This window comes from Flavobacteriaceae bacterium HL-DH10 (assembly GCA_031826515.1).
Classification (GTDB): domain Bacteria; phylum Bacteroidota; class Bacteroidia; order Flavobacteriales; family Flavobacteriaceae; genus Thalassobellus; species Thalassobellus suaedae.
The window spans coordinates 3,599,899-3,624,397 of sequence record CP134536.1 but is presented as its reverse complement, the minus strand read 5'-3'; the positions used below and the strand labels follow the sequence as shown (position 1 = coordinate 3,624,397).

Here is a 24,499-nt window from a genome sequence, read left to right as displayed (position 1 = left end):
TTAGTGATTTTGATATTTTATTATTAATATTGTATTTAATTTTATTTGATTTGGAAATAAGATATAGTTTAGACGAAGTAGAAGATGTTGCTAAAAAGTTAATTAAAAGTGTTAATTCTAAAACACTTTTACTATATGGAAATATGGGTGTTGGAAAAACAACATTAATTAAAGCCATGGCTAAAGTTTTAGGAAGTCATGATGAAGTTAGTAGTCCAACATTTTCAATTGTAAATGAATATGAACTAGACCAAAGTAGTATTTATCATTTCGATTTATATAGAATAAATGACATTGAAGAAGCTTATAATTTTGGAATTGAAGAATATCTATATTCAAATAACTGGTCTATTATAGAATGGCCAGATATTGTTAAAGATATTTTACCAGATCATTTTAATAGAATTGATTTAGTATTAAATGATGACAATTCCAGAACATTAAAGCTTAGTATTAACCAAAAAAATAAAACAAATTTGCTTGAAAAACATGACTAAATAACATTTAAACACTTCCGAAACTGAATATTACGGTAAAGCCACAGTGGAAATTTTAAAAATCATTGTTTTTAACATAATTTTAACATTTAACCAATTTATTCAGTATAGTTAGTAATTACTTTTGAGGTATTAATTAATTAAAATCCCTTAAATTATGAAAACTAAAAAATTTATCGTTGCAATAGCAATATTCGGAGGAATGTTATTTATGGCTCAAGCAGTAAACGCTTTTAACGTAGATGGACAACAAACAGTTAAAGTCAAAAAAAACGTACCGATTCCAAGAGAATAGTAGTAAAAAAAACTTAATTATCGGTAGCATAATAGCAACATTAATTGCTATTACACCTTATTTATTTTATCTATATGAAAGTGTTCCAGACACACAAGTTTGGGACACTTTTTTATTTACTTATAATAGTGGTTACTTTGAAAGTGCAAATACTGCAATGTATTTTTTTGTTAGTAAGGCTCTTCCTCTATTATTAATATTTATTTGGTTTTTTACTTGCAGACATTGGTGGTTTCACGCATTATTAGTACCAATTACAATGTATATATATCAAATAATTCGTTTATTTGATGATGGTGATTCTGTGGATGAGTTTCAATTAATATACATGATTCCGATAATGGCAATAGTAATTCCTTCAATTTATTTAGTACGTGCTAGAATGTTTAATGAAATAAATGATGTTAATAAGAGTTTACAAGATTTGGAAGATGAATTTAAAGTTACCCCTAAAAACTTTTGGGAAAAAATAAAACAATACTTTTGAAATAATTTTTTTCTTAATCCATATGGATAAGAAAAACTATTTATCACCTAACCTTTCTCTTTCTATTAGATCAATATTTTTTTTATTAGTAGTCAATTTAAAATTTCCAAATTTATAATTAAATCCAATAGTTATTAATCTACTTTCTGGACGAAGCTTTGTTAGAATGTCTTGGTTTAAATATTTTGTATACTGATTTTCATTTAAGTCATTAAAAATATCTGTAACTCCAAAACTAATAGAACCTTTATTATTCCAAAGTGTTTTTTTTATGTTTATATCTAATCCAGATTTAGAACTGATATCCGTTGGTCCACTAACTGTTCGAGAAATAAACAAAAAAGAAATATTAGCTATTAAGCTTTTATCTTTTAAAAATGTAAAATAATTAAATATTTGTGCATAAACAGACCACTTGTCATTTGATAATAATTCATTATTACTTTCTAAAGCAATAAACTGTTCATCATAATAGTATAATGATGATAAAACATATAAATTCCATTCTGATAAAACTTTTGTATACGTCATAAAATCTAGTCCGTAAGAAATACTTCTATCAATATTAGTATGCCTATATGTTAGCTTATTATTTTCGTTATCTTGAAATAAAACCTGAATTGCTGGATTATTTTCATAACGATAGTACAATTCAAACGTATAATCTTTTTTAAAAGTGTAACCTAAAGTAAAAGAATCATCAATTTGAGGTTTCAAATTAGGGTCTCCAGTAATATAAGCATTATCATTTAAGAAATATTTAAAAGGATTTAATTGACTATACCTAGGTCGATAAATACGTTTATTATATTTAAAATATATTTCATTGCTATCATTTAAGTTATTCTTTAAATAAAATGAAGGAAAAACTTTAAAATATTCATTGTTATTAATTTGATTCGTTGATAAAGAGTTGCCTGAAATATCAGTATACTCAATTCTTAAACCTGATTTAAAGCTCCAAGAACTCCAATCTTTTGAGTAGCTTGTATATACTGCATAATTCGTTTCATCATATAAAAAAGTATCTGAATTTTCTAAATCTTTTTTTCTTAAATCGTTTTCAAAAGAAAATTGATCTAATATATTTTGAGAATTAATATTGGAGACTTTTAAACCCGTTTCAAATTGTGACAAATCGCTAATAGGCAATTCATAATCTAGTTGACCTGTATATAACTTTATAACTTGACTAGAAAAGGTTTGAAATTTATTATTTCTAAAAAAAATATCATCTGGTAATAAGTAATTAGTGCTAACATTTTGAAAACTTGAAAAATCATAACTCGTATGGTGAATATTAGCAGAGAGCTTATCTCCTAATCTTTTGAATTCATGAAGGTAATCTAGTGTAAATGCTAAATTAAAAACCTCCTCAACTTGATTGTTCTTAGAATTGAATGAAGAATCTAATACTTTATTAGAATTAAAAACTTCAGTTTCAGAGTCAGTTAACTCTCTAGTATTAGCTCTTGGTTTTATTAATAAGTTTGTAGAAAACCCTAAACGATTATTCTCATTAATATTATAATCAATATTTCCTGATAAATTTTGATTTACCGATTTACTCCTTTCTTCCGAAAGAGACTCCCAACTTGAAATAGTTTTAGCATTCTCTATAAAACTCACATCCTCTCTAACAAATTTAAAATCCTCTCTTGGGTTAATATTATAATTAATGTAAGTATTTAATTTTTTAGCTTTAAAAAAATGACTAGTACCTAAAGAATATTTAGGAAACTTACTACCTTGCTTGTAATTACCAAAAATAGAACCATTATAACCAGCTATAATATTCTTACTAGTTACAATGTTTAAAACAGCTCCACCTTCTGCTTCATACTTTGCTGGAGGACTTGTTATAACTTCTATAGACTTTATATTATTTGCAGGAGTTCCTTCAAGTAATTGCTGAACATCTTCTATAGATAAATGAACTTTTCTATCATTTATATATACTATTGGTGTAGTGTTCTTTATTGTTATCTTATCATTACTAATTAGAACCCCAGGCGTGTGCTTTAAAACATCTAAAACATTATTATTAGATAATGTAGAATTTTCAACATTAAAAACAATTCTATCAACCAAACGTTTCACTACAGGTCGCTTTGCAATAACGGTAACTCCATTAAGTTCCTGCGGAGTTTCATTAAGCGTTATTATTTCAAAATCAATATTTCTATCAAGCTCAACTCTTGTAGTATATTCTTTAAAACCTAAAAAACTAATTTTTAATATATAATCGCCTGACTTTAAATTATCAAGAGTAAAATTCCCTAGTTCATCTGTAATAGTTCCTTTTATAATATTTATATCATCCAGATCAACTAAAATAGCATTAGCGAACGCTATCGGTTGATTATTTTCGTCTTGCAAAAGCCCTTGAATACTATAGTTTTGTGAAAAACAAAGTGTAGAAAAAAAGAGTAAAATAAAATAAGGCAGTTTCGTAATTCTCATATATAAAATCGTACTCACAAATTTAATTCTTTTAAATTAAAATTCAGTGAGGTTATCCCATATAATCTTTGAAATGATATCTTACAACTTAAAAAATGAACGATATAAATTAATTTCTATTTTAGAAAATCAAAAAAATATTCGTAATTTCAATTTTAATAAAAAAACGAAACATGTCGAAACCACTTTCGCCTTTTACAAAACAACAACTCTTACCGCAAGAAGAAACTCTTGAAATCTATAAACGAAAAGGTGAACTTTTTATTGGAATTCCAAAAGAAACCGCTTTTCAAGAAAAGCGTGTTTGTTTAACGCCAGATGCTGTTTCTGCAATTGTGAACAATGGTCATAGAGTTCTTTTAGAATCTGGAGCTGGTAATGGCGCTAATTTTAGTGATAAAGATTATAGTGAAGCCGGAGCAGAGATAACAAAAGACACTAAAAAAGTATATGCTTGCCCCATGATTCTTAAGGTAGAGCCTCCTAGTCTTGAAGAGATTAAACTTATGAATCCGCAGGCCATATTAATCTCTGCACTGCAATTAAAAACACAAAGCAAAAAATATTTTGAAGCGATAGCAACCAAACGGATAACTGCCTTAGCTTTTGAGTTTATTAAAGATCATGACGATATTTATCCAGCAGTAAGATCCTTAAGTGAGATTGCTGGAACAGCGTCAGTATTAATCGCAGCCGAGTTGTTAACTAACAGTAGTAAGGGCGGTAACGGTATTATGTTTGGTAATATTAGCGGAGTTCCTCCTGTTGAAGTTGTAATTATTGGAGCTGGCACAGTAGCAGAATTTGCAGCTAGAAGCTCTATAGGGCTTGGTGCCAATGTTAAAATATTTGATAATTCTATTTCAAAATTACGACGTATACAAACAAATTTAGGCAGAACACTTTTCACATCGACTTTGCAGCCCAAAAACTTACTTAAAGCTTTAAAACGTTGTGATGTCGTTATTGGCGCCGTGCGAGGAACTAATAGATCACCTGTTATAGTTTCTGAAATGATGGTGGAATGCATGAAAAAAGGATCTATAATTATTGATGTAAGTATTGATATGGGAGGCTGTTTTGAAACGAGCGAAATAACATCACATAAAAATCCAACATTTGTTAAGCACGATGTTATACATTATTGTGTTCCTAATATTCTGGCAAGATACTCACGTACTGCTTCGATTTCTATTAGTAATATTTTTACGCCTTATTTATTAAAAATTGCTGAAGATGGCGGTATAGAAAATTCTCTTAGATTTGATAGAGGTTTAAAAAATGGGTTGTATTTTTACCACGGAATTTTAACAAGCAAATCTGTTGGTGAATGGTTCGATTTAAAATATAGCGATATTAATCTTCTCATATTTTAATTCAAAAATCACCACATCTTTCCAAATTTTTTATAAATGAAATTAATACAACGAATTGGTTATTATTTAGGTGGATTTTCTATGGGATTAATAATTTTAGCTTTCTTTTTAAACGGAAAAAAAACCTCGTGTAGCTATGGTCCTGATGCTAGAGTTTTAAAAAACATAAACACAAAAGAAATTATTTATAGCGATGCTGTAAAATCATATCTTTCAAACAATATAAGCGATTCTACGAAAATAAATTATGTTTTAAAAAAGGGTGATATTAATTTTTCTGAGAGTGAAACAAGACATGAACCTTGCGGGATTTATATTATTGAAGGTCAGTATAATGAGGAAGAAATAATATTAACCGTTGAAAATTGTGATAGTATTGCTACCATAAATAATATCAAAGTTGAAAAACAATAAATGATTAAACGTGTTTTTGATTTCGTTTCTTCTATAATTGCATTACTTCTACTCTTTCCTTTTCTTATACTCATTGCTTTATTAATTAAACTAGATTCTAAAGGACCTATTTTATTTATTCAAAAGCGTGTTGGAAAACACAATAAAGATTTCAATATTTTTAAATTTAGAACCATGTACGCGGAATCCCAAAAAAAAGGATTGCTCACTTTAGGAAATCATGATTCTAGAATAACAAAAGTTGGTTATATCCTTAGGCGCTATAAAATTGATGAATTCCCTCAACTTATAAATATTTTAAAAGGCGATATGAGTTTTGTTGGACCAAGGCCAGAATTACGCTATTATGTTAATTTTTATAGTAAAGATGATATGAAAATATTCCAAATACGACCAGGTATTACTGGACTTGCATCTTTAAAATATAGAAATGAAGTAGAACTTTTAAAAGCAGCTAAAAATCCTGAATATTTTTATACAAATACTATTATTCCAGATAAATTAAAATACAATAAAGAGTATATAAAGCGACGAAACTTTTTTTTCGATTTAAAACTCATTTTAATTACTATAATAAAAGTGGTAACAAAATAATAGACTATAATATTTTTAGATTAATCGAATAAACTAGAGTAGTTTTCTTCGCTTTTTCTCTTTGCTTAAAAGTGCTAATTCTCTTCCTGTCTGTCCTGCTATCGAAGTGTTTTCTTCAGCGCGTCTTATTAAATACGGCATAACATCTTTTACTGGTCCAAACGGTATATATTTAGCAACATTATAACCTTTATTTGCTAAATTAAAACTTATATGATCACTCATACCATACAATTGACCAAACCAAACACGTTCATCATTATTGACTATCCCTTTTTCATTCATTAACTGCATGAGTAAATAAGAACTCTCTTCATTATGTGTTCCTGCAAACAGCGACATACAATCTAAATTATCAAGCATATACTTTACTGCTGCATTAAAATTAGCGTCTGTTTCTGCTTTGTTTTTGCAAATAGGTGATTTATAACCTTTTTCTTCAGCTCTTTCGTTTTCATTTTCCAAATAGGCGCCTCTAACCAACTTATACCCTAAATGATACTTTCCAACTTTAGCGTCATTATGCTGATCTTTCAAAAAAGCTAACCTATCATGCCTATACATCTGTAAAGTATTAAACACTATAGGCTTTTCTTGATTATATTTTTTCATCATAGCTGTCACCAAATTATCAGTTTCATCTTGCATCCAGCTTTCTTCGGCATCAATTAAGACAGCGACATCATTCTCTTTTCCTTTTTTGCAAACTGTATCAAATCGATTAACAACGTTATTCCATTCTTCCTGTTCATCTGCATTTAAAGCTTCTCCTCTACCAAGTTTTTCAAATAAGTAAAAACGACCAAAACCTGTTGGTTTAAAAACGGCAAAAGGAATGGCATCTAGTGCTTTAGCAAAGTCAATAATTTTAAGAACCTTTTCCATTGCAGCATCAAATTCATTCTCATTTTCTTTAGCTTCAACCGAGTAATCTAAAACAGAACTTACACCTTTTTGATACATTTTATCTATTACTGGTAAACAATCTTCTTCGTTAACACCACCACAAAAATGATCAAAAACAGTTGAACGAATAAGACCTTCAATTGGCAAATGTGCTTTAATAGCAAAATTGGTTGCAGCAGTTCCTATTCGAACTAAAGGTTCAATAGATATCATTTTGAACAAAAAATAGGCGCGTTCTAATTCAGAATCACTTTTTAAAGAGAACGCAATTTCTGTATTGTCAAATATTCTATTTATACTCATTCTTAAAAATTTTATATAAAGATAATTATAGCTAAGTTATCATTTTATATAAAATCTCCTTAATTTCACAGCCTTAAAAAAGATTAATTATTTTATGGATTCTATTACCACAAATAACTGTACAATTCATTTTAATGAGAACTGTTATCCTGCACTAAACAAGCACCTTAATGAAAGAAATTTTTCTAAAATTTTTATTTTAGTAGATGAAAACACACATGAACATTGTTTACCATCTTTTTTAAAAAATATGGAAACTCAGGTATCCATAGAAATTATTGAAATTGAAGCAGGTGAAATACACAAAACTATTGATACTTGTGTTGGGGTTTGGAATACGCTTTCGGAGTTAAATGCAGATAGAAAAAGTTTATTAATAAATATTGGTGGCGGCGTAATAACAGATTTAGGCGGATTTGTTGCTTGCACATTTAAACGTGGTATTTCTTATATTAATGTGCCAACATCGCTATTGTCAATGGTAGATGCTTCTGTAGGCGGCAAAACAGGTGTAGATTTAGGTCATTTAAAAAATCAAGTTGGTGTTATAAGTAATCCAGATTTGGTACTTATTGACACTAATTTTTTAGATACTTTACCAAAAAACCAAATGCGTTCTGGACTAGCTGAAATGCTAAAACACGGTTTAATTACAGGAGAATCTTATTGGAGTAATTTTAAAAATTTATCTAAACTATCATTACATGATTTAGATAGACTAATATATGAGTCTGTAATAATAAAAAGAAATGTTGTTGAAGAAGACCCTTATGAAAACGGATTAAGGAAAACGTTGAACTTTGGACATACTCTAGGGCATGCTATTGAATCTTATTTTTTAAGCAACCCAAATAAAATTACATTATTACACGGTGAAGCTATCGCTGTAGGTATGATTTTGGCGTGTTATATTTCAACAGAAATAACAGGATTCCCTAAAGAAACTACTTTAGAAATTAAAGATTTACTTATTAATTACTATGGTAAAGTAGACATTAATGAAGATGAATACGCGATAATAATTGATCTTCTTAAATATGACAAAAAAAATAACCACGGTAATATTAATTTTGTTTTATTAGAAGCCATTGGAATTACAAAAATAGATTGTTTAGTGGATGATAAAATTATTATTGAGTCCTTTAAGTTTTATGCAGATTAACTGATTGTTTGATGGAATAGTTACTTATAGGCTTATATTTGTAACATGATTAGTTTTTTTTCTAAAAAATATTTTTTAAAAGATTTACTTGAAGATTTTGTTGATATACACAACCATATTCTTCCAGGAATAGATGATGGTGCAAAAACAGTTGAAGAGGCTTTAAATTTAATAAATGAGCTTAATGATTTAGGTGTTACAGAATTTATACCTACACCTCATATTATGCAAGATTTTTATCCCAATACAGATGAGACTATTGGGAATGCTTATCAACAATTACTCAAAAACTTAAAAACAAACCCTCTAGGTTCAATACCAATAAACCCTGCTGCGGAGTATATGCTTGATAATAATTTTGAAAAATTATTAGAAAACAAAAATTTATTTACACTTAAAAAAAATTATGTTTTGGTTGAAATGTCATATTTTCAACCTCCAATTAATTTAGAAAATCTAATTTTCAAAATTAAAACAAAAGGTTACTTACCTGTTTTGGCTCATCCTGAGCGATATTCTTTTTATCATAATAAAATAGAATACTATAAAAAACTAAAACAATTAGGGTGTTTTTTTCAGCTTAATTTACTTTCATTGGGAGAGCATTATGGTAAGAGTGTACAAAAAACAGCTAATTATTTAATTAATGAAAATTTAATTGATTTTGTAGCTACCGATACTCATAATGAAACACATATAAAAAAACTATCGAGCCTAAGTCTATCTAAAAATCAAATAAAATTTTTACCTAATTTAATAGACAATACAAAAAATACATTTTCAGTAACTTAAAACTTCATTCTACTAAAAAAACTTTTCTTAACAGGTGTTCCATAGTATCCATATTTTGCTCCATATCCAAAATTGGACTGTTTTACATCATTAACAACCAACATCATACCATTTAACTTATTATCAGCATGCAATTCTTTCGCGAAATTTAATATGTCCTTTTCGGTACGTTCTGCTCTGGTTAAATAAATAGTATGTCCTGCATATTGACTAATAAGTAACGTATCTGTAACTAGCATTGCTGGAGCTGTATCAACGATAACATAATCATATTGAGCTGAAACTGAATCAAATAAATCTTTCATTCTACTACTCATTAATAATTCAGCAGGGTTTGGAGGAACCTTACCCGAAAGTAAAATATCTATTTTAATATCATTTATATTATACTCATTAATCGTTTCTCCAATTATTACCGATTTATCTACTAAATACTCTGTTAATCCTATTTCTGAAGGTGCTTTGGTTTTGTGTTTTTTTATTGCTGAATATATTTGAGGATTTCTAACATCTGCACCAATTAACAAAACGCGTTTCTTAGCATTTGCCATAGTAAGAGCCATATTTAAACTAAAAAAAGATTTACCCTCTCCGTTGATTGTAGATGTTACAAAAACGACATTTCCATATTGCTTTACATCTCTACCCCGGCTTACATAATCAAAGCTTGTTTTTATTATTCTAAACGATTCAGATAAAATAGATCTGTCATTACGTTCAATTAAACTTTTATCATTTCCAGTTGCTCTAGGTATTTCACCAAGAACGGGTATATTTTTTATTATTTTTTCTAAATCTTCTTTATTATGTATTTTATTATCTAATAAATCTGATACATAAATAACCCCAAAAGGAATCAAAAACCCTAAAAACAATGCGCCTATATAAATGATACGTTTATTAGGAAAAACAGGGCCTCCGGCGCTATTATATGCCTCATCAATTATTTCTGCACTTGGTGATGTTGCTGTTAAAGAAATAGCAGCTTCTTCTCTTTTCTCTAATAAATATAGATATAACGATTCTTTTATCCCTTGTTTTCTTTCAATTGATCTTAATTTTCGCTCTTGTCCTGGTACCGAGTAAATTTTCGAATTTATGCGCTCTGACTGATTTTCTAAACTTCCTATTTGAATTCTAAGAGATTTAGTAGAATTATTAATACTTTGCTGAAGGTTTTGTTTAATATCATTCAATGTTTGATCTAATTCTAAAACCACTGGGTTTTGTTCTCCAGCACTTTTTAAAAGTGTTCTTCTTCTTTCAAGTAATTCGTTATACCTAGATGAAAGACCAGATATAGACGCATCTCCCATTCCTAAGTTAGATGGTATAGACTCAAAACGCTCATCCCCTAATGCACCATTCATATAGTTTAACTGACTTAGCTGTGTTTTTGCCGCATCTAATTGTTGTTGATTAAGAGCGCTAGAATTTAAAAACTGTCCCGCTTCAGATGCTACATCTGTAACTTTATTACTTGTTTTAAAATTTACAATACTACTATCAACACTAACTAAATCTAATGCTATTAAATCAACACGATCATTAATAAAATCCGCCGTGTTTTTTGAAATTGCATTTTTCTTTTGAATAGTGGATTTATTATACTCATCAATTAACGTATTTACAATATCCTTAGCCTTAGCAATAACAGGATCTGTTAAACTAACCTCAATAACTTTAGATGATTTACCAGTTGGAGATATACCTATTCTATACTTTAACGATTCTGCTAAAGCATTTATATTTGTAAGCCTTACTTTTATATCACTACCTACATAATTATCAATATTATTAGTAGTAGGTGTAATTATCATACCTCCAAAAAATGTTGGAATGGTTTGCCCAAAAGCATATTTTTTTGGTTCATCATCTTCATTAGGACGATAGTAAAAATCTGTAGAAGAAAGTATTTGAGTATAAAAGTTGAAATTTGTATTATTAATAACACTATCTGATTCAATAAAATTTACAACTATAGGTGTGTTTTTATAAATCTCAGAATCATAAACTCTTCCTGTAATAAAATACTGAACATTTAAATTTAATTCTTTGATAACATTTCTAAGAAAGCTTCGTGATTTAATAACTTGTATTTCATCCTCTACTTTAGCATCTTCATTTTCGGCAAAAAGAGATAGATCATTAAATGCTCCAGAAGAAGAATCTTTGTCATCTAACAACATTATTTTAGCTACTGCTAAGTATTGCGGAGTTGTATATCTTAAATATGTAAACGCAATAATGCAACAAAGGATAATAGATATAACAAACCATTTCCACTGTTTAAAATAAACTGATAATGTTTTTTTAAGATTAAAATCTTCAGAATTATTATTTGATAAATTTTCCATTCCACCTAATACCTTAATAAATTTCTAATTTCTAGTTGCAAAAATAAGAGCAGTTGTTAATATAAAGGAAGAAATAGTTATAATTGTTCCTATTCTTGAATCTCCAGATGCCGAACTTATAGCAGAATTATTAGGCTCAACATATATATAATCATTTTGAGTTAAATAATATACAGGAGAATTAAAAACTTCTTTATTTGTTAAATCTACCCGAGTATATGTTTTAGTTCCATTAAAATCTCTAACAATCAAGACATTATCTCGCTTACCTTTAATAGTTAAATCTCCTGCCATGGCAAGTGCTTCAAGAATAGATATGCGCTCTCCAGAAACTGAATAAACTCCAGGACTCCTCACCTCTCCAGCAACAGTTATTCTAAAATTAAGTACACGAATAATAATTACTGGATCTTTAAGTAAATTACCTTCTGAGAATTTTTTCTTAAATAACGATTTAGCCTCTTCTACCGTTAAGCCTAATAATTTAATTTTTCCTAATACTGGGTAATCTATATTACCCTCAATATCAATTAAATAATCTATCAATTGACCTTGAGTTCCTGTTTCCAACATAATATTATATGGTTTGGCAACATCTGGAACAGCTGTAGAGATATAAATACTTACAATATCACCAACTTTTAATTTAGCTGCAAAAGTATCCGTATCAACAATAGTTTCGAAGTTTTTTGCGTTTTGAAAATACACAATATCCTGCTTTGTAGAACACGATGTTGTTAGCAACATAACAAATAAGAGTACAGCAAATAAAAGTTTGCTTTTTAGTTTAGGGATTATCATCTATATAATTATTTGGGAAAATACTATTTTTTAAATTATAAATTACTATAAGTCTTATCTGATTTGTCATCCAAAATACCTTTAGCTTTTTTATAAATTTGAACACGTTTATCAAAACGCTCATAATCTGAGTTATTGGATTTATATTCTGGAATTAATCGTTTCAATTTCATAACAATATTATTATTTTGAAAACGATTTGTAATACACAATTCTTCTATTTCTGACTTTACATTGACATAATCTAATTCTCTTGTTTTACTAATCATAATTTTTTTATGATATGTAGATAATGTGTTTTCACCATTAGCGAGTAATTCTTCATAAAGCTTTTCACCTGGACGTAACCCTGTTATTTTAATATCTATATCTTCAGGGAAGTTTAAACCAGAAAGCTTAATCATATTTTTAGCAAGATCATATATTTTAACAGACTCACCCATGTCAAAAATAAATATCTCTCCTCCTTTACCCATAGTTGCTGCTTCTAATACTAACTGAGAAGCTTCAGGTATCGTCATAAAATATCTTGTAATGTCTTTATGTGTTAGAGTTAAAGGTCCTCCATTTTCAATTTGTTTTTTAAATAACGGAATTACAGAACCATTAGACCCTAAAACATTACCAAATCTAGTGGTAATAAATTTAGTTTTGCTTTCCTTTTGCAAACAGCTAATATACATTTCAGCTATTCTTTTAGTAGCTCCCATAACACTTGTTGGGTTAACCGCTTTATCTGTAGAAACAAAAACAAACTTTTTAACATTATAACGAGAAGAAGTATCAGCTAAAAGCTTGGTACCATTTACATTAATTTTAATAGATTCATACGGAGACTGCTCCATTAAAGGCACATGTTTATAAGCAGCAGCATGGAATACCATACTTGGTTTATGTTCTTGAAAAATATTATCTAATCTTAAACCATCTCTAATATCTGCAACGATAGCCGTAAAATCATGTTTGCCATGTCTCTTTAAATCTTGCTGAACATCATATAATGGTGATTCCGCTTGATCTACCAATATTAAGTGCTTCACATTAAAGTGCGATAATTGTTTAACAAGTTCACTTCCAATAGATCCAGCAGCTCCTGTAATTAGAACAACTTCTCCATTAAACTCATTAGTTAAATTAGGATTATTTATTTGTATTGGGGCTCTACCTAAAAGGTCTTCAATTTGAATTTGCTTAATTTGCTTAACATTTAATTCACCATTAATCCAACTTTCAATTGGTGGCACTTTAGTTATTTTAACCTTTAAATCAACTAAACTAATCAGGTTATCTTTTTTAAGGTTTTCAGAAGTAACTATAATTTCATCAATATTATTAGAATCAATATATTCTTGATTGATCTTATTTTTACATAATATCAAAATCCCATCAATAGACTTTCCTTCCTTTATGTAATCATCATTTATAAATCCAGCAATATCAAATTTTTCTTTAACATTATTTATTAAGGCATTGTATGTAACAATTGCAGAATCTCCTACACCATAAATTAATACTTTTTTACAAACCACATACTTATGTTTTAAATAATTATAGGCCATTTTAAAAACCAAACGGGCTCCACTCAAGACAACAAAACTAAATAGCGCATGGATAACTATAATAGATATAGGTATAGTAAATCCTGAAATTAAATTGAAATTTAGATTTATAAGAACACAGAAAACAGTAATTAATGCCATTAAGGAAACCGCTTTAAAAACGTTTACTATATCTGTAAAACCAGTATGTCTTATAACACTTTTAAAAGAACCAACAGCTAAGAAACTTACAGAAGCTACTACTATTAAAAAAGGTAGCTGTAACAAAAATTGATGAATATCAAATTTTAAAGTAAAATTAAACCTTACAAAATATGCTATAAAAAAAGTAGCCAATACAATACATAAATCAATACAAAACACAAGCCACTTTGATGCGTATTTTTGTGAAAGATATACAAAGTAATTATTTAACATAAGTGAGGGGTTTTTAATATTTGTTTAATTATTCTATTTAAATCATCTTTACTTAAATTCGATCCGCTTGGTAAACAAAGTCCTTTTTCAAAAAGTTCTTCTGATGTACCATCGGTAAAATGCAAACAATCTTTAAAAACAGGCTGTAAATGCATAGGTTTCCATAAAGGCCTAGATTCAATATCATCTTCTAATAATTTAAGCCTTATTTGTTCTCTTAATTTATATGAATCTGTTTTAATACACGTAATCCATCGATTGGAAAAGAATCCATTGGGTTCTTCTAAAAATGAAATACTAGTATACTTTTCTAAATTTTCTTTATAAAAATCATAGTTTTTTCTCCTAGCCTCTACTCTATCATCAATCACTTCCATTTGTCCTCTTCCAATACCTGCTAAAACATTACTCATTCTATAATTAAATCCAACCGACGAATGCTCATAATGAGGAGCATTATCTCTGGATTGTGTAGAATAAAAAACCGCTTTATTTTTTGTTTCAATATCACCAGCAATTAGAGCACCTCCTCCAGAGGTTGTAATAATTTTATTACCATTAAATGATAATATACCAATATCTGAAAGTGTAGCACATGCTTTATTAAAATAAGTACTTCCTAAAGCCTCTGCACTATCTTCTACAACGGGTATATCATATTTTTTAGCTATCGCATTTATTTCATTTGCTTTATAAGGCATGCCGTAAAGGTGAACCGCTATAATGGCTTTAGGTTTTTTATATTTTTGAATTCTATCTCTAATGGCTATTTCTAACAGTTCTGGAGATATATTCCATGTGTCTTTTTCACTATCTATAAACACTGGAGTTGCTCCTTGGTACATTATGGGGTTAGCTGAAGCTGAAAATGTAAAACTTTGGCACAACACTTCATCGCCTTTAGTAACACCTAATAATTGTAATGCTAAATGTATAGCAGCAGTGCCAGAACTAAGAACTGCTACTTGGGAATTTTCACCCAAATAATGTTCTAAGTCTTTTTCAAAACCATCTACATTAGGACCTAACGGCGCTATCCAATTCGTATTGAAAGCATCGTTTACAAACTTTTGTTCAGATCCACCCATATGTGGTGAAGACAAGTATATTTTAGTTTTTGTTAGCATTTATATTTGTTTAGACACAAGAAACTACTCTCGTCACATTGACAATGAAAATTAATTCTAATATTTTTAATGGTATTACTCTTTTGGACATAAAAACAATATTGTTTTAAATTATAGCTTTAAATCTCTTCTTAATAGGAAATGATAATTTAAAATATTTTTAATCTAAAGTTGAGTGCTTAGATTAAGTATGAGAATCATATATTTTTATTTATCATTAAACTATTAAATTAATATGCTATTAATCAATTCAATTCTTGTTTAGATGATGTAAATTTAGTAATACTTTTTAAAGAATAAGCTTATGATTTATCTAATTCGCTAAAAGAGTATTAATAATCGGTTAACTACATTTAATAAATTAATTCAAAGTAAATGTGCATATTATTTATCGGTTTTTAAACCATTTATAATCTTTAAAATTTCATTTTTAATAATCAACTCGTTATATTATAAAATATCTTCTAAGCTTTTTGAAAAAATTTTATTTTATCGATACTTTTAACATTAGTTTGAATTTCATCGGGAAAAACGAAACCTTAATGAAATAGTTAACTTAATTACAGTTATTTTTTTAATATTTGTGACTGTTAATCAATACCCCGAATTTTAATGACAAATCAACAATTACATAAATTAAAAGGAAAAACAGTTCTTGTTACTGGTGCAGCTGGATTTATAGGTTATCATGTATCAAAACATTTATTAGAAAAGGGCTTTGAAGTTGTTGGTTTAGATAATATAAATGATTATTATGATGTAGATCTTAAACTTGCAAGATTAAGAGAATTAGGCATAGCTAAGAATTCAATAAGTTTAAATGAATTATGTAAAAGTGAGATTTATAATAGTTTTACTTTTGTAAAAATGAATTTAGAAAACCGAACAGAGCTACCTAAATTATTTAAAAGTAAAAAAATTGACATTGTTTGTAATCTTGCTGCACAAGCAGGAGTAAGATACAGCATAGAAAATCCAGAATCTTATATTGATTCAAATGTAGTTGGTTTTCTTAATATATTGGAATGTTGTAGGAATTTTAAAATAAAACACCTAATATACGCTAGTAGCTCAAGTGTTTATGGATTAAATAAAAAAATTCCGTTTTCGACTCAAGACAATGTAGATCATCCTATAAGTATATATGCTGCTACAAAAAAAAGCAACGAATTAATGGCTCATACATATAGTCATTTATTTAAAATCCCAACAACCGGACTTCGTTTTTTTACAGTATATGGTCCTTGGGGTCGTCCAGACATGGCTATGTTTTTATTTACTGATGCCATAATAAAAGATAAGCCAATTAAAGTTTTTAATCATGGGAACATGGAAAGAGACTTTACTTATATTGATGATATTGTTGAAGGCATAGTAAGGATAATAGAAAAACAACCTGATGAAAGAATAAAAAACAATGAGTTATACAAACTATATAATATAGGTAATAACAACTCTGTAAAACTACTAGATTTTATAAAAGAAATTGAAGTAAACTTAGGCAAAAAATCAAAAAAAGATATGTTATCAATGCAACCTGGAGATGTTGAACGAACTTGGGCAGATGTAGATGAATTAATTAAAGATTACAACTATCAACCTAACACTTCAATAAAAAGTGGCGTTAAATCATTCATTGTTTGGTTTAAAGAATATTATAAATAACAAACGGTTTTTTGAGATTTTAAACCGTTACTAATTTTAACGAAGTTTATCGTAGAAAACATCTAGTTCATATAATAATTAGTTATGTATCAAGTATTTTTAACACATTTGTTCCGAATTAAAATTTAATCCCCAAATAAAATGAACTTGAACCATTTAAAAGATAAAACTATACTAGTTACTGGTGGTGCAGGATTTATTGGTTCAAATATTTGCGAAACATTATTAAACAATAATATAAAAACTATTTGTTTAGATAATTTTTCTACTGGTAAAAAAAGAAAATATAGAACCTTTTCTTAAAAATAGCAACTTTAAACTTATTGAAGGAGATATAAGAAATCTTGGAGATTGTCATTTAGCATGTAAAAATGTTGATTATATTTTGCATGAAGCTGCATTAGGTTCTGTACCTAGATCTATAAACGACCCAATAACAACAAATGATGTTAACGTGTCTGGTTTTTTAAATATGCTTGTTGCTGCAAGAGATGCAAGCGTAAAACGTTTTGTATATGCTGCAAGTTCCTCAACATATGGAGATCATGAAGCATTACCAAAAGTTGAAGATATTATAGGGAAACCTTTATCTCCTTATGCCATTACAAAATATGTAAATGAATTATATGCAGATATATTTCATAAAACCTACGGCTTAGATACTATTGGCTTACGTTATTTTAATGTGTTTGGAAAAAAACAAGATCCAAACGGTGCTTATGCAGCAGTAATTCCTCTTTTTGTAAAACAATTTATTAATCATGAATCGCCTATGATTAATGGAGATGGAAGTTACTCTAGAGACTTTACATACATAGATAATGTTATTCAAATGAATATACTTGCTATAACAACCAATAATGAATCAGCCTTAAACACTGTATATAATGTAGCTTATGGCGACAGAACAACCTTATTGGAGCTAACAACATTACTGAAAGAACACCTTTCTGCATTTGACGATTCAATTAAAAATATTGAAATAAAACATCGAACAAACAGAGATGGAGACATCCCGCACTCGTTGGCCTCTATTGATAAGGCAAAAAAATTATTAAACTATAATCCAAAACACAACATCAATGATGGTATTAAAGAAGCTGTTAATTGGTATTGGAAACATTTATAAATGAGAAAATGAAAGTAACAAAAATTTGTTGTATTGGAGCTGGATACGTTGGAGGTCCAACAATGGCAGTTATTGCTAAGAAAAACCCCGACGTTAAAGTCACTATTGTAGATATTAATCAAGCTCGTATTGATGCTTGGAATGATTTTGATGTTTCTAAATTACCAATTTACGAACCAGGATTAGCTGAAATTGTACAAGAAACTAGAGGGAGAAATTTATTCTTTTCTACAGAAATAGATAAAGCTATTGACGAATCTGAAATGATTTTTATATCGGTAAACACTCCTACAAAGACTTATGGCAAGGGAAAAGGTATGTCTGCCGATTTAAAATACGTTGAGCTTTGTGCTAGAAATATTGCAAAAGTAGCAAAAACAGACAAAATAGTCGTTGAAAAATCAACGTTACCTGTAAGAACAGCGCAGGCCATAAAAAGCATCTTGAGTAATACAGGAAGTAATGTGAAGTTTGATATTTTATCAAACCCTGAATTTTTAGCTGAAGGGACGGCAATAGCAGATTTATTAAATCCAGATCGTGTTTTAATTGGAGGAGAATCAGAAGAAGCTATAGAAAGTTTAGCCAGTATCTATAGAAGTTGGGTGCCACAAGAGCTAATTTTAAGAACAAATGTTTGGTCTTCAGAATTATCTAAACTAACTGCGAATGCTTTTTTAGCTCAACGCATCTCTTCTATTAATGCTATTTCAGAATTATGTGAAAAAACAGAAGCTAACGTCAATGAAGTTGCTAAAGCAATAGGTATGGATTCTAGAATAGGATCTAAATTCCTTAAATCTTCAGTAGGTTTTGGAGGCTCATGTTTTCAAAAGGATATTTTAAATCTTGTTTACATTGCAAGAAGTTATAATTTACAAGCTGTTGCAGATTATTGGGAACAAGTTATTATACTAAACGACCATCAGAAAAGGCGCTTTGCAGACCATTTAATTAGCACATTATATAATACAGTCTCTGGAAAGAAAATAGGTTTATTAGGGTGGGCTTTCAAAAAAGACACTAATGATACAAGGGAATCTGCTGCTATTTATGTTGCGGACTATTTACTAAATGAGCAAGCCAATATAGCTGTATTTGATCCTAAAGTTTCAAATGAGAAAATGCTATCAGATTTAAACTATTTAAACACAAGATCTGAAGAAGAAAACAGTAAATTGATACATGCAGCTGAAACGCCATACGAGGCTTTAAAAGATGCACATGCTGTTGCTATTATGACAGAATGGGATGAATTTAAAACGTACGATTGGAGAAAAATATACACTAATATGAAAAGACCTGCTTTTATATTTGATGGTAGAAACTTACTTGACAAATCTGAAATGGAAAAAATAGGCTTCGAATATTTTTCAATAGGCCAATAAATATTATGAATAAAGAAAAAATAGCTGTTATAGGATTAGGTTATGTGGGTTTACCACTAGCCCGTTTATTTGCTACTAAATATTCAGTTGTTGGCTTTGATATAAATGAAAAGCGAATTTCAGAATTACAACAAGGAAAAGATGTTACTTTAGAAATAGAAGAACATGTTTTAAAAGCTGTATTAAAAGATAATGCAGATTCTGAGAATGGATTATTTTGTTCTTCTAATATTAATGATATTAATGATTGTAACTATTATATAGTAACGGTACCAACTCCTATCGATAAAAATAATAAACCAGATTTAACACCTTTATATAAATCAAGTGAAACGGTTGCTAAGGTACTTAAAAAAGGAGATATTGTAATTTATGAGTCTACTGTTTATCCTGGTGCAACTGAAGATGAATGTGTGCCTATTTTAGAAAAAATAAGTGGCCTTAAATTCAATTCAGACTTTTTTGCTGGGTATTCTCCAGAACGAATTAATCCAGGAGATAAAGAACATACTGTAGATAAAATATTAAAAGTAACTTCGGGTTCTACTCCAGAAATTGGTGTAAAAATAAATAGTTTATATGCCAGTATTATTACTGCTGGTACATACCTTGCTCCTAGCATTAAAGTAGCTGAAGCCGCTAAAGTTATAGAAAACTCTCAACGCGATATTAATATTGCTTTTGTTAATGAATTAGCAAAAATATTTAATTTAATGGATATTGATACCCATGCAGTGTTGGAAGTAGCTGGCACAAAATGGAATTTCCTTCCTTTTAAACCAGGACTTGTTGGAGGACATTGTATTGGCGTAGACCCTTACTATCTAGCACAAAAAGCACAAGAAGTTGGATATCACCCAGAAATTATTTTAGCTGGTAGACGTGTTAATGATAGCATGGGGCAATATGTAGCTTCTGAGGTAATCAAACTTATGGTACAAAATGATATACGAATTAAGGACGCTAAAATTTTAAACCTAGGCATCACATTTAAAGAAAATTGTCCAGATGTTAGAAATACAATGGCCGTTGATGTGATTAACCAGTTAAAAAGTTTTGGTACTGAAGTAATCATTTACGATCCTTGGGCAAATATTGATGAAGTAAAACACGAATATAGCTTGATCACAACAAATCAATTACCAAGCGGCAAGTTTGATGCTATTGTACTAACAGTAGCCCATAATGAGTTTTTGACCTTGAATTTTAAAGCTTTATTAAATTCTAATGGAATTTTATATGATGTAAAAGGTATTTTAAAAGGACAAGTTAGTGGTAGATTATAACAAAAAACAAATGTCTAGCTCAAAAACAATAATCAAAAACTCCCTGTTCTTATATTTTAGAATGTTTCTAACTATGGGGGTTTCTCTTTACACCTCTAGAGTGGTTTTAGATACTTTGGGATTTCAAGATTATGGCGTATATAGTGTTGTAGGAGGTGTAGTAGGCCTTTTTAGTTTTTTTCACATGGCGATGTCTTCAGCTACACAACGTTTTCTATCTTTTGAAATTGGAGCAAATAATTTTGATCAACTAAAAAAAACCTTCAATGCTGTAGTTAATATCCATTTTGGTATAGCTATACTTGTTTTAATCTTGGCTGAAACTGTGGGCTTGTGGTTTGTAATGAACAAATTGAATGTACCCGATAATCGCATGGACGCTATTCACTGGGTGTATCAGTCTTCAGTACTTTCGTTAATGTTAGGAATTATTCAAGTGCCATATAATTCTTTAATTATTGCAAGAGAACGCATGAATGTCTATGCATACATAAGTATTTTAGAGGTTTTTTTCAAGTTATTAATACTGTATATATTAGTTATGTTTGATGTTGATAAGCTAAAACTTTATGCCGTACTAATTTTTATGGCATCTTTAGTTGTTAGAATAATTTATCAGATATATTGTAAAGTACAATTTGCTGAAAGTAGATATAAATTATATTTTGATAAAAAATTATATAAAGAACTATTATCTTTTACTGGCTGGAATTTATTTGGCAATGTTGCTGCCATAGCTCGAGGACAAGGCAGTAATATTTTATTAAATTTATTTTTTGGAGCCGTATTAAATGCGGCATATGGAATTACACTTACAGTTAGTGGCGCAGTTAGAACTTTTGTTGGGAATTTTCAAATGGCAATGAATCCTCAAATTATAAAAACATATGCTGCAGGAGATAAAGAACAATGCTTAAAATTAATTTTTCAAAGTTCTAAATTTTCATTCTTTTTAATGTTTTTATTAGCTTCTCCAATAATTTATAATGTAGATTTTATTTTAAAATTATGGTTAAAAAACCCACCAAAATATACATCTTTATTTGTTGTTTTAAGTTTAGTTAATGTATTAATAGATACTATATCAGGACCATTAATAATTGGCGCACAAGCTAGTGGAAAAATAAAGTGGTATCAAATCACTATAGGATCTCTAATACTTTTGTGCTTACCTATTTCATATGTGTTTTTACAATTCTATAAATTACCCGAAATTATATTTATAGTTATTATTATACTAAACGTCATATCATTGTTTTTGCGTATATTTTTTTTAAGAAAATTAATAAGCTTACCTATAATTCCTTTTATAAAAAATGTTTTGCTCAAAATAATTTTTACAAGTTTAACTTTAGTTTTTCTAATTTATTTATTCAATAAACTTTTTACAATTCAAAACCCTATATATGAATTAGTAATTAAGTCCGCCTATATTACAATTATTAATATAGCTACAATAACTGTAATAGGGTTAAACAAAAATGAAAGACATTTTATTTTATCTTTTATAAAAAAACGCATTAATTAAAATAATTAATTATTTAATTTAAATTAAATTATGAGTATAATAAGAAAAATTATAAAAAAAATTAATGAAATTAAATCCAGCTTTTACTACTTAAATTTTAGCAAAAACAAACTTCCTGTTTTTTGGCACGATTGTAATGGTGTTAATAATTTTGGAGATCAATTAAACCCTTATTTAATTGGAAAATTAACAAAAAAAGAAATTGTACAAATAAAACAAATCCCTCTTTATTCAAACAGAAAAGTATTGGTAGCAATTGGCTCTGTAATTTCAAGAGCAAATAAGAATTGTGTTGTATGGGGTTCTGGAATTATAGACAGTAAAGCTAATATAAAAAACTCTCAGTTCATAGCTGTTAGAGGGCCAAGAACTCAAAAAAGAATAACAGAACTAGGTTTTTATCCTCCAAAAACCTTAGGAGATCCGGCTATCCTACTTCCTAAAATTTATTATCCAAAAATCAAAAAAAAATACAAAATGGGCATAGTTCCTCATTTTGAGGATTACTATGATTTCAAAAAATTAGATTTAGGTGAGGAAACGCTATTAATAGATTTAACTCTTGATATAGAAAAAGTAGTAAAAGATATATTAATGTGCGAGAAAATAATATCAAGTTCATTACATGGTATTATCGTAGCTAACGCTTATAATATCCCTTCAGTTTGGGCTATTTTTTCAAATAAAATATATGGAGATAACGTTAAATATTACGATTATTTCGAGTCAGTAAATTTATTTAATATAAAACCTCTGAATATTCTCCCAAGTGAGTTAAAAGCAACTATTGGCGAAAATTCAATCAATTATTTTAATATTGAGACTGCGCATTTAAACAAAATGCAAGATGAATTACTTAGAATTCTTAATGAGTACTTAGAACCACTCATATAACATAAACAAAATGCTGTTATCAATTATAATTCCCGTTTATAATGCGGAAAGATTTCTAGAAAAATGTGTTAATAGCATTATAAAAGCAAAGAAAAAAATTAAAATTGAAATAATTTTAATTAATGATGGATCAAAGGATAACTCCTTTAATATTTGCCAAAATTATGCTAATAATTTTGATTTTATAAAAGTTATAAATCAAATCAACTCAGGCCCATCAGCTGCAAGAAACAAAGGAATAGATATTGCTAAAGGGAATTATTTAACTTTTGTAGATGCAGATGATTTTGTAGAAGAAAATTATTTTGAGAGTATTACTAAAAATATAGAAAAATATAGAGTTGTTGATATTATAATTTATGGATATTACAAGGTTTATGAAAAAGAAAAAAAAATAAATTATTCATATTTCAAATTTGATAAAATATTAGAACATAATACTATTTTAAAATTAATGGAAAATACGTTTGATTATGATTATCTTTTGTTTCCTGTAAATAAAGTTTATAAACGTAAATTCTTTGACAGCGGAATCCGTTTTGATAAAACGTTAAGATTAGGTGAAGATGCTATTTTTAATTTAGAAATATTTTATGAAGCAAACACCATAGTTTTTGTAAAAGAGGCTCTATATAACTATTATGAGAATTTAGAATCAGCCACAAGTCAAAAATTTAAACCAAATTTATATAAGGCAATGTCATCTCATTTTGAGAGGAAAATTACGTTTTATAAATCTAAAGATGATTTAAACCAAAAGGTTTATTTTAATGATATTGCAAGAGTCAATTTAGCAAAAACACTTTTTGCCTTTGTTTCTAATATTTTAGCGAACAAGGATTTAAATTTTGAGGAAGAATTAAAAAAAATAAGAAAATTTGAGTTAATCAAATTTGGCTTTAAACATATTAAAATAAAGGAAATTAAAAGATTAAAGCATATAGTTGTAATATTGCTTTTTAAATATAATCAGTATAAATTATTGCAATTAATTTATAAACGATAGAGTCTTTTTTAAATTAAAAACACATCCGTTACCAAAGATTTTTATAAAAGAAA

Annotated in this window: 20 protein-coding genes and 1 pseudogene; 15 read left to right on the top strand and 6 right to left on the bottom strand. The window is 28.4% G+C overall.

The window, feature by feature from the left end; all coding sequences use genetic code 11:
* Window positions 1–50 precede the first annotated feature (50 nt).
* From tsaE to RHP49_15325, 3 genes are all read left to right on the top strand, one after another.
* Complete coding sequence (tsaE, locus tag RHP49_15335; GenBank protein ID WNH12251.1) at window positions 51–497, top strand: tRNA (adenosine(37)-N6)-threonylcarbamoyltransferase complex ATPase subunit type 1 TsaE; 447 nt, start codon at window positions 51–53, stop codon at window positions 495–497.
* A 157-nt stretch (window positions 498–654) separates the two neighbouring features.
* The gene (locus RHP49_15330) at window positions 655–792 is read left to right on the top strand and encodes a hypothetical protein (GenBank protein ID WNH12250.1); all 138 of its coding nucleotides are present in this window, start codon (window positions 655–657) and stop codon (window positions 790–792) included.
* Window positions 740–1,279 (top strand): hypothetical protein, encoded by a 540-nt coding sequence (locus RHP49_15325; GenBank protein ID WNH12249.1) that lies wholly within the window; start codon window positions 740–742, stop codon window positions 1,277–1,279. Before RHP49_15330 ends, RHP49_15325 begins: the two co-directional genes overlap by 53 nt.
* Before the next feature lie 36 nt (window positions 1,280–1,315).
* Here the strand turns inward: RHP49_15325 and RHP49_15320 are convergent, their stop codons facing one another.
* Window positions 1,316–3,760 carry an outer membrane beta-barrel family protein gene (locus RHP49_15320; GenBank protein ID WNH12248.1) on the bottom strand — a complete coding sequence of 815 codons (2,445 nt, stop codon included), beginning with the start codon at window positions 3,758–3,760 and terminating at the stop codon, window positions 1,316–1,318.
* Window positions 3,761–3,915: 155 nt separating this feature from the next.
* Here RHP49_15320 and RHP49_15315 point away from each other — a divergent pair, with 155 nt between their 5' ends.
* From RHP49_15315 to RHP49_15305, 3 genes are read left to right on the top strand one after another with little or no spacing between them, the layout of a single operon-like run.
* Window positions 3,916–5,118, top strand: a complete 1,203-nt coding sequence (locus RHP49_15315; GenBank protein WNH12247.1) for an alanine dehydrogenase — start codon at window positions 3,916–3,918, stop codon at window positions 5,116–5,118.
* 36 nt (window positions 5,119–5,154) lie between these two features.
* Window positions 5,155–5,532, top strand: coding sequence for a hypothetical protein (locus RHP49_15310; GenBank protein WNH12246.1), 378 nt, complete (start codon window positions 5,155–5,157; stop codon window positions 5,530–5,532).
* On the top strand, window positions 5,533–6,126 hold the full coding sequence (locus tag RHP49_15305) for a sugar transferase (protein WNH12245.1): 594 nt from the start codon (window positions 5,533–5,535) through the stop codon (window positions 6,124–6,126).
* Between the two features lie 33 nt (window positions 6,127–6,159).
* Here the strand turns inward: RHP49_15305 and RHP49_15300 are convergent, their stop codons facing one another.
* Window positions 6,160–7,329 carry a proline dehydrogenase family protein gene (locus RHP49_15300; protein ID WNH14438.1) on the bottom strand — a complete coding sequence of 390 codons (1,170 nt, stop codon included), beginning with the start codon at window positions 7,327–7,329 and terminating at the stop codon, window positions 6,160–6,162.
* A gap of 100 nt (window positions 7,330–7,429) precedes the next feature.
* Here RHP49_15300 and aroB point away from each other — a divergent pair, with 100 nt between their 5' ends.
* Window positions 7,430–8,497: a 3-dehydroquinate synthase gene (aroB, locus tag RHP49_15295; GenBank protein WNH12244.1), complete on the top strand. Its 1,068-nt coding sequence runs from the start codon at window positions 7,430–7,432 to the stop codon at window positions 8,495–8,497.
* A gap of 45 nt (window positions 8,498–8,542) precedes the next feature.
* Window positions 8,543–9,289, top strand: a complete 747-nt coding sequence (locus RHP49_15290; GenBank protein WNH12243.1) for a CpsB/CapC family capsule biosynthesis tyrosine phosphatase — start codon at window positions 8,543–8,545, stop codon at window positions 9,287–9,289.
* Here the strand turns inward: RHP49_15290 and RHP49_15285 are convergent.
* The 4 genes from RHP49_15285 to RHP49_15270 are packed head-to-tail and all read right to left on the bottom strand — an operon-like array spanning window position 9,286 to window position 15,550.
* Window positions 9,286–11,646 carry a polysaccharide biosynthesis tyrosine autokinase gene (locus RHP49_15285; protein WNH12242.1) on the bottom strand — a complete coding sequence of 787 codons (2,361 nt, stop codon included), beginning with the start codon at window positions 11,644–11,646 and terminating at the stop codon, window positions 9,286–9,288. The genes RHP49_15290 and RHP49_15285 overlap by 4 nt on opposite strands.
* 24 nt (window positions 11,647–11,670) lie before the next feature.
* Window positions 11,671–12,447, bottom strand: a complete 777-nt coding sequence (locus RHP49_15280; GenBank protein ID WNH12241.1) for a polysaccharide biosynthesis/export family protein — start codon at window positions 12,445–12,447, stop codon at window positions 11,671–11,673.
* Between the two features lie 35 nt (window positions 12,448–12,482).
* Entirely contained in the window at window positions 12,483–14,423 is a 1,941-nt protein-coding gene (locus RHP49_15275; GenBank protein WNH12240.1) for a nucleoside-diphosphate sugar epimerase/dehydratase, read from the bottom strand.
* Complete coding sequence (locus RHP49_15270; GenBank protein ID WNH12239.1) at window positions 14,417–15,550, bottom strand: aminotransferase class I/II-fold pyridoxal phosphate-dependent enzyme; 1,134 nt, start codon at window positions 15,548–15,550, stop codon at window positions 14,417–14,419. The genes RHP49_15275 and RHP49_15270 overlap by 7 nt, the downstream gene beginning before the upstream one ends.
* 612 nt (window positions 15,551–16,162) lie before the next feature.
* On the opposite strand from RHP49_15270, the gene RHP49_15265 reads away from it, so the two are divergent.
* The 7 genes and pseudogenes from RHP49_15265 to RHP49_15235 all read left to right on the top strand — a co-directional run bounded on the left by RHP49_15265 (window position 16,163) and on the right by RHP49_15235 (window position 24,446).
* Complete coding sequence (locus tag RHP49_15265) at window positions 16,163–17,215, top strand: NAD-dependent epimerase (protein ID WNH12238.1); 1,053 nt, start codon at window positions 16,163–16,165, stop codon at window positions 17,213–17,215.
* A gap of 141 nt (window positions 17,216–17,356) precedes the next feature.
* A pseudogene (locus tag RHP49_15260) lies at window positions 17,357–18,344 on the top strand (SDR family oxidoreductase).
* 8 nt (window positions 18,345–18,352) lie between these two features.
* Window positions 18,353–19,732: a nucleotide sugar dehydrogenase gene (locus tag RHP49_15255; GenBank protein ID WNH12237.1), complete on the top strand. Its 1,380-nt coding sequence runs from the start codon at window positions 18,353–18,355 to the stop codon at window positions 19,730–19,732.
* A 5-nt stretch (window positions 19,733–19,737) separates the two neighbouring features.
* A complete protein-coding gene (locus tag RHP49_15250; protein ID WNH12236.1) occupies window positions 19,738–21,018 on the top strand; it encodes a nucleotide sugar dehydrogenase in 1,281 nt (426 codons plus the stop codon).
* A 73-nt stretch (window positions 21,019–21,091) separates the two neighbouring features.
* Window positions 21,092–22,546, top strand: coding sequence for an MATE family efflux transporter (locus tag RHP49_15245; protein WNH12235.1), 1,455 nt, complete (start codon window positions 21,092–21,094; stop codon window positions 22,544–22,546).
* Window positions 22,547–22,576: 30 nt separating this feature from the next.
* Complete coding sequence (locus RHP49_15240) at window positions 22,577–23,440, top strand: polysaccharide pyruvyl transferase family protein (GenBank protein WNH12234.1); 864 nt, start codon at window positions 22,577–22,579, stop codon at window positions 23,438–23,440.
* Window positions 23,441–23,450: 10 nt separating this feature from the next.
* Entirely contained in the window at window positions 23,451–24,446 is a 996-nt protein-coding gene (locus RHP49_15235; GenBank protein ID WNH12233.1) for a glycosyltransferase, read from the top strand.
* The last annotated feature ends 53 nt before the right edge of the window (window positions 24,447–24,499 follow it).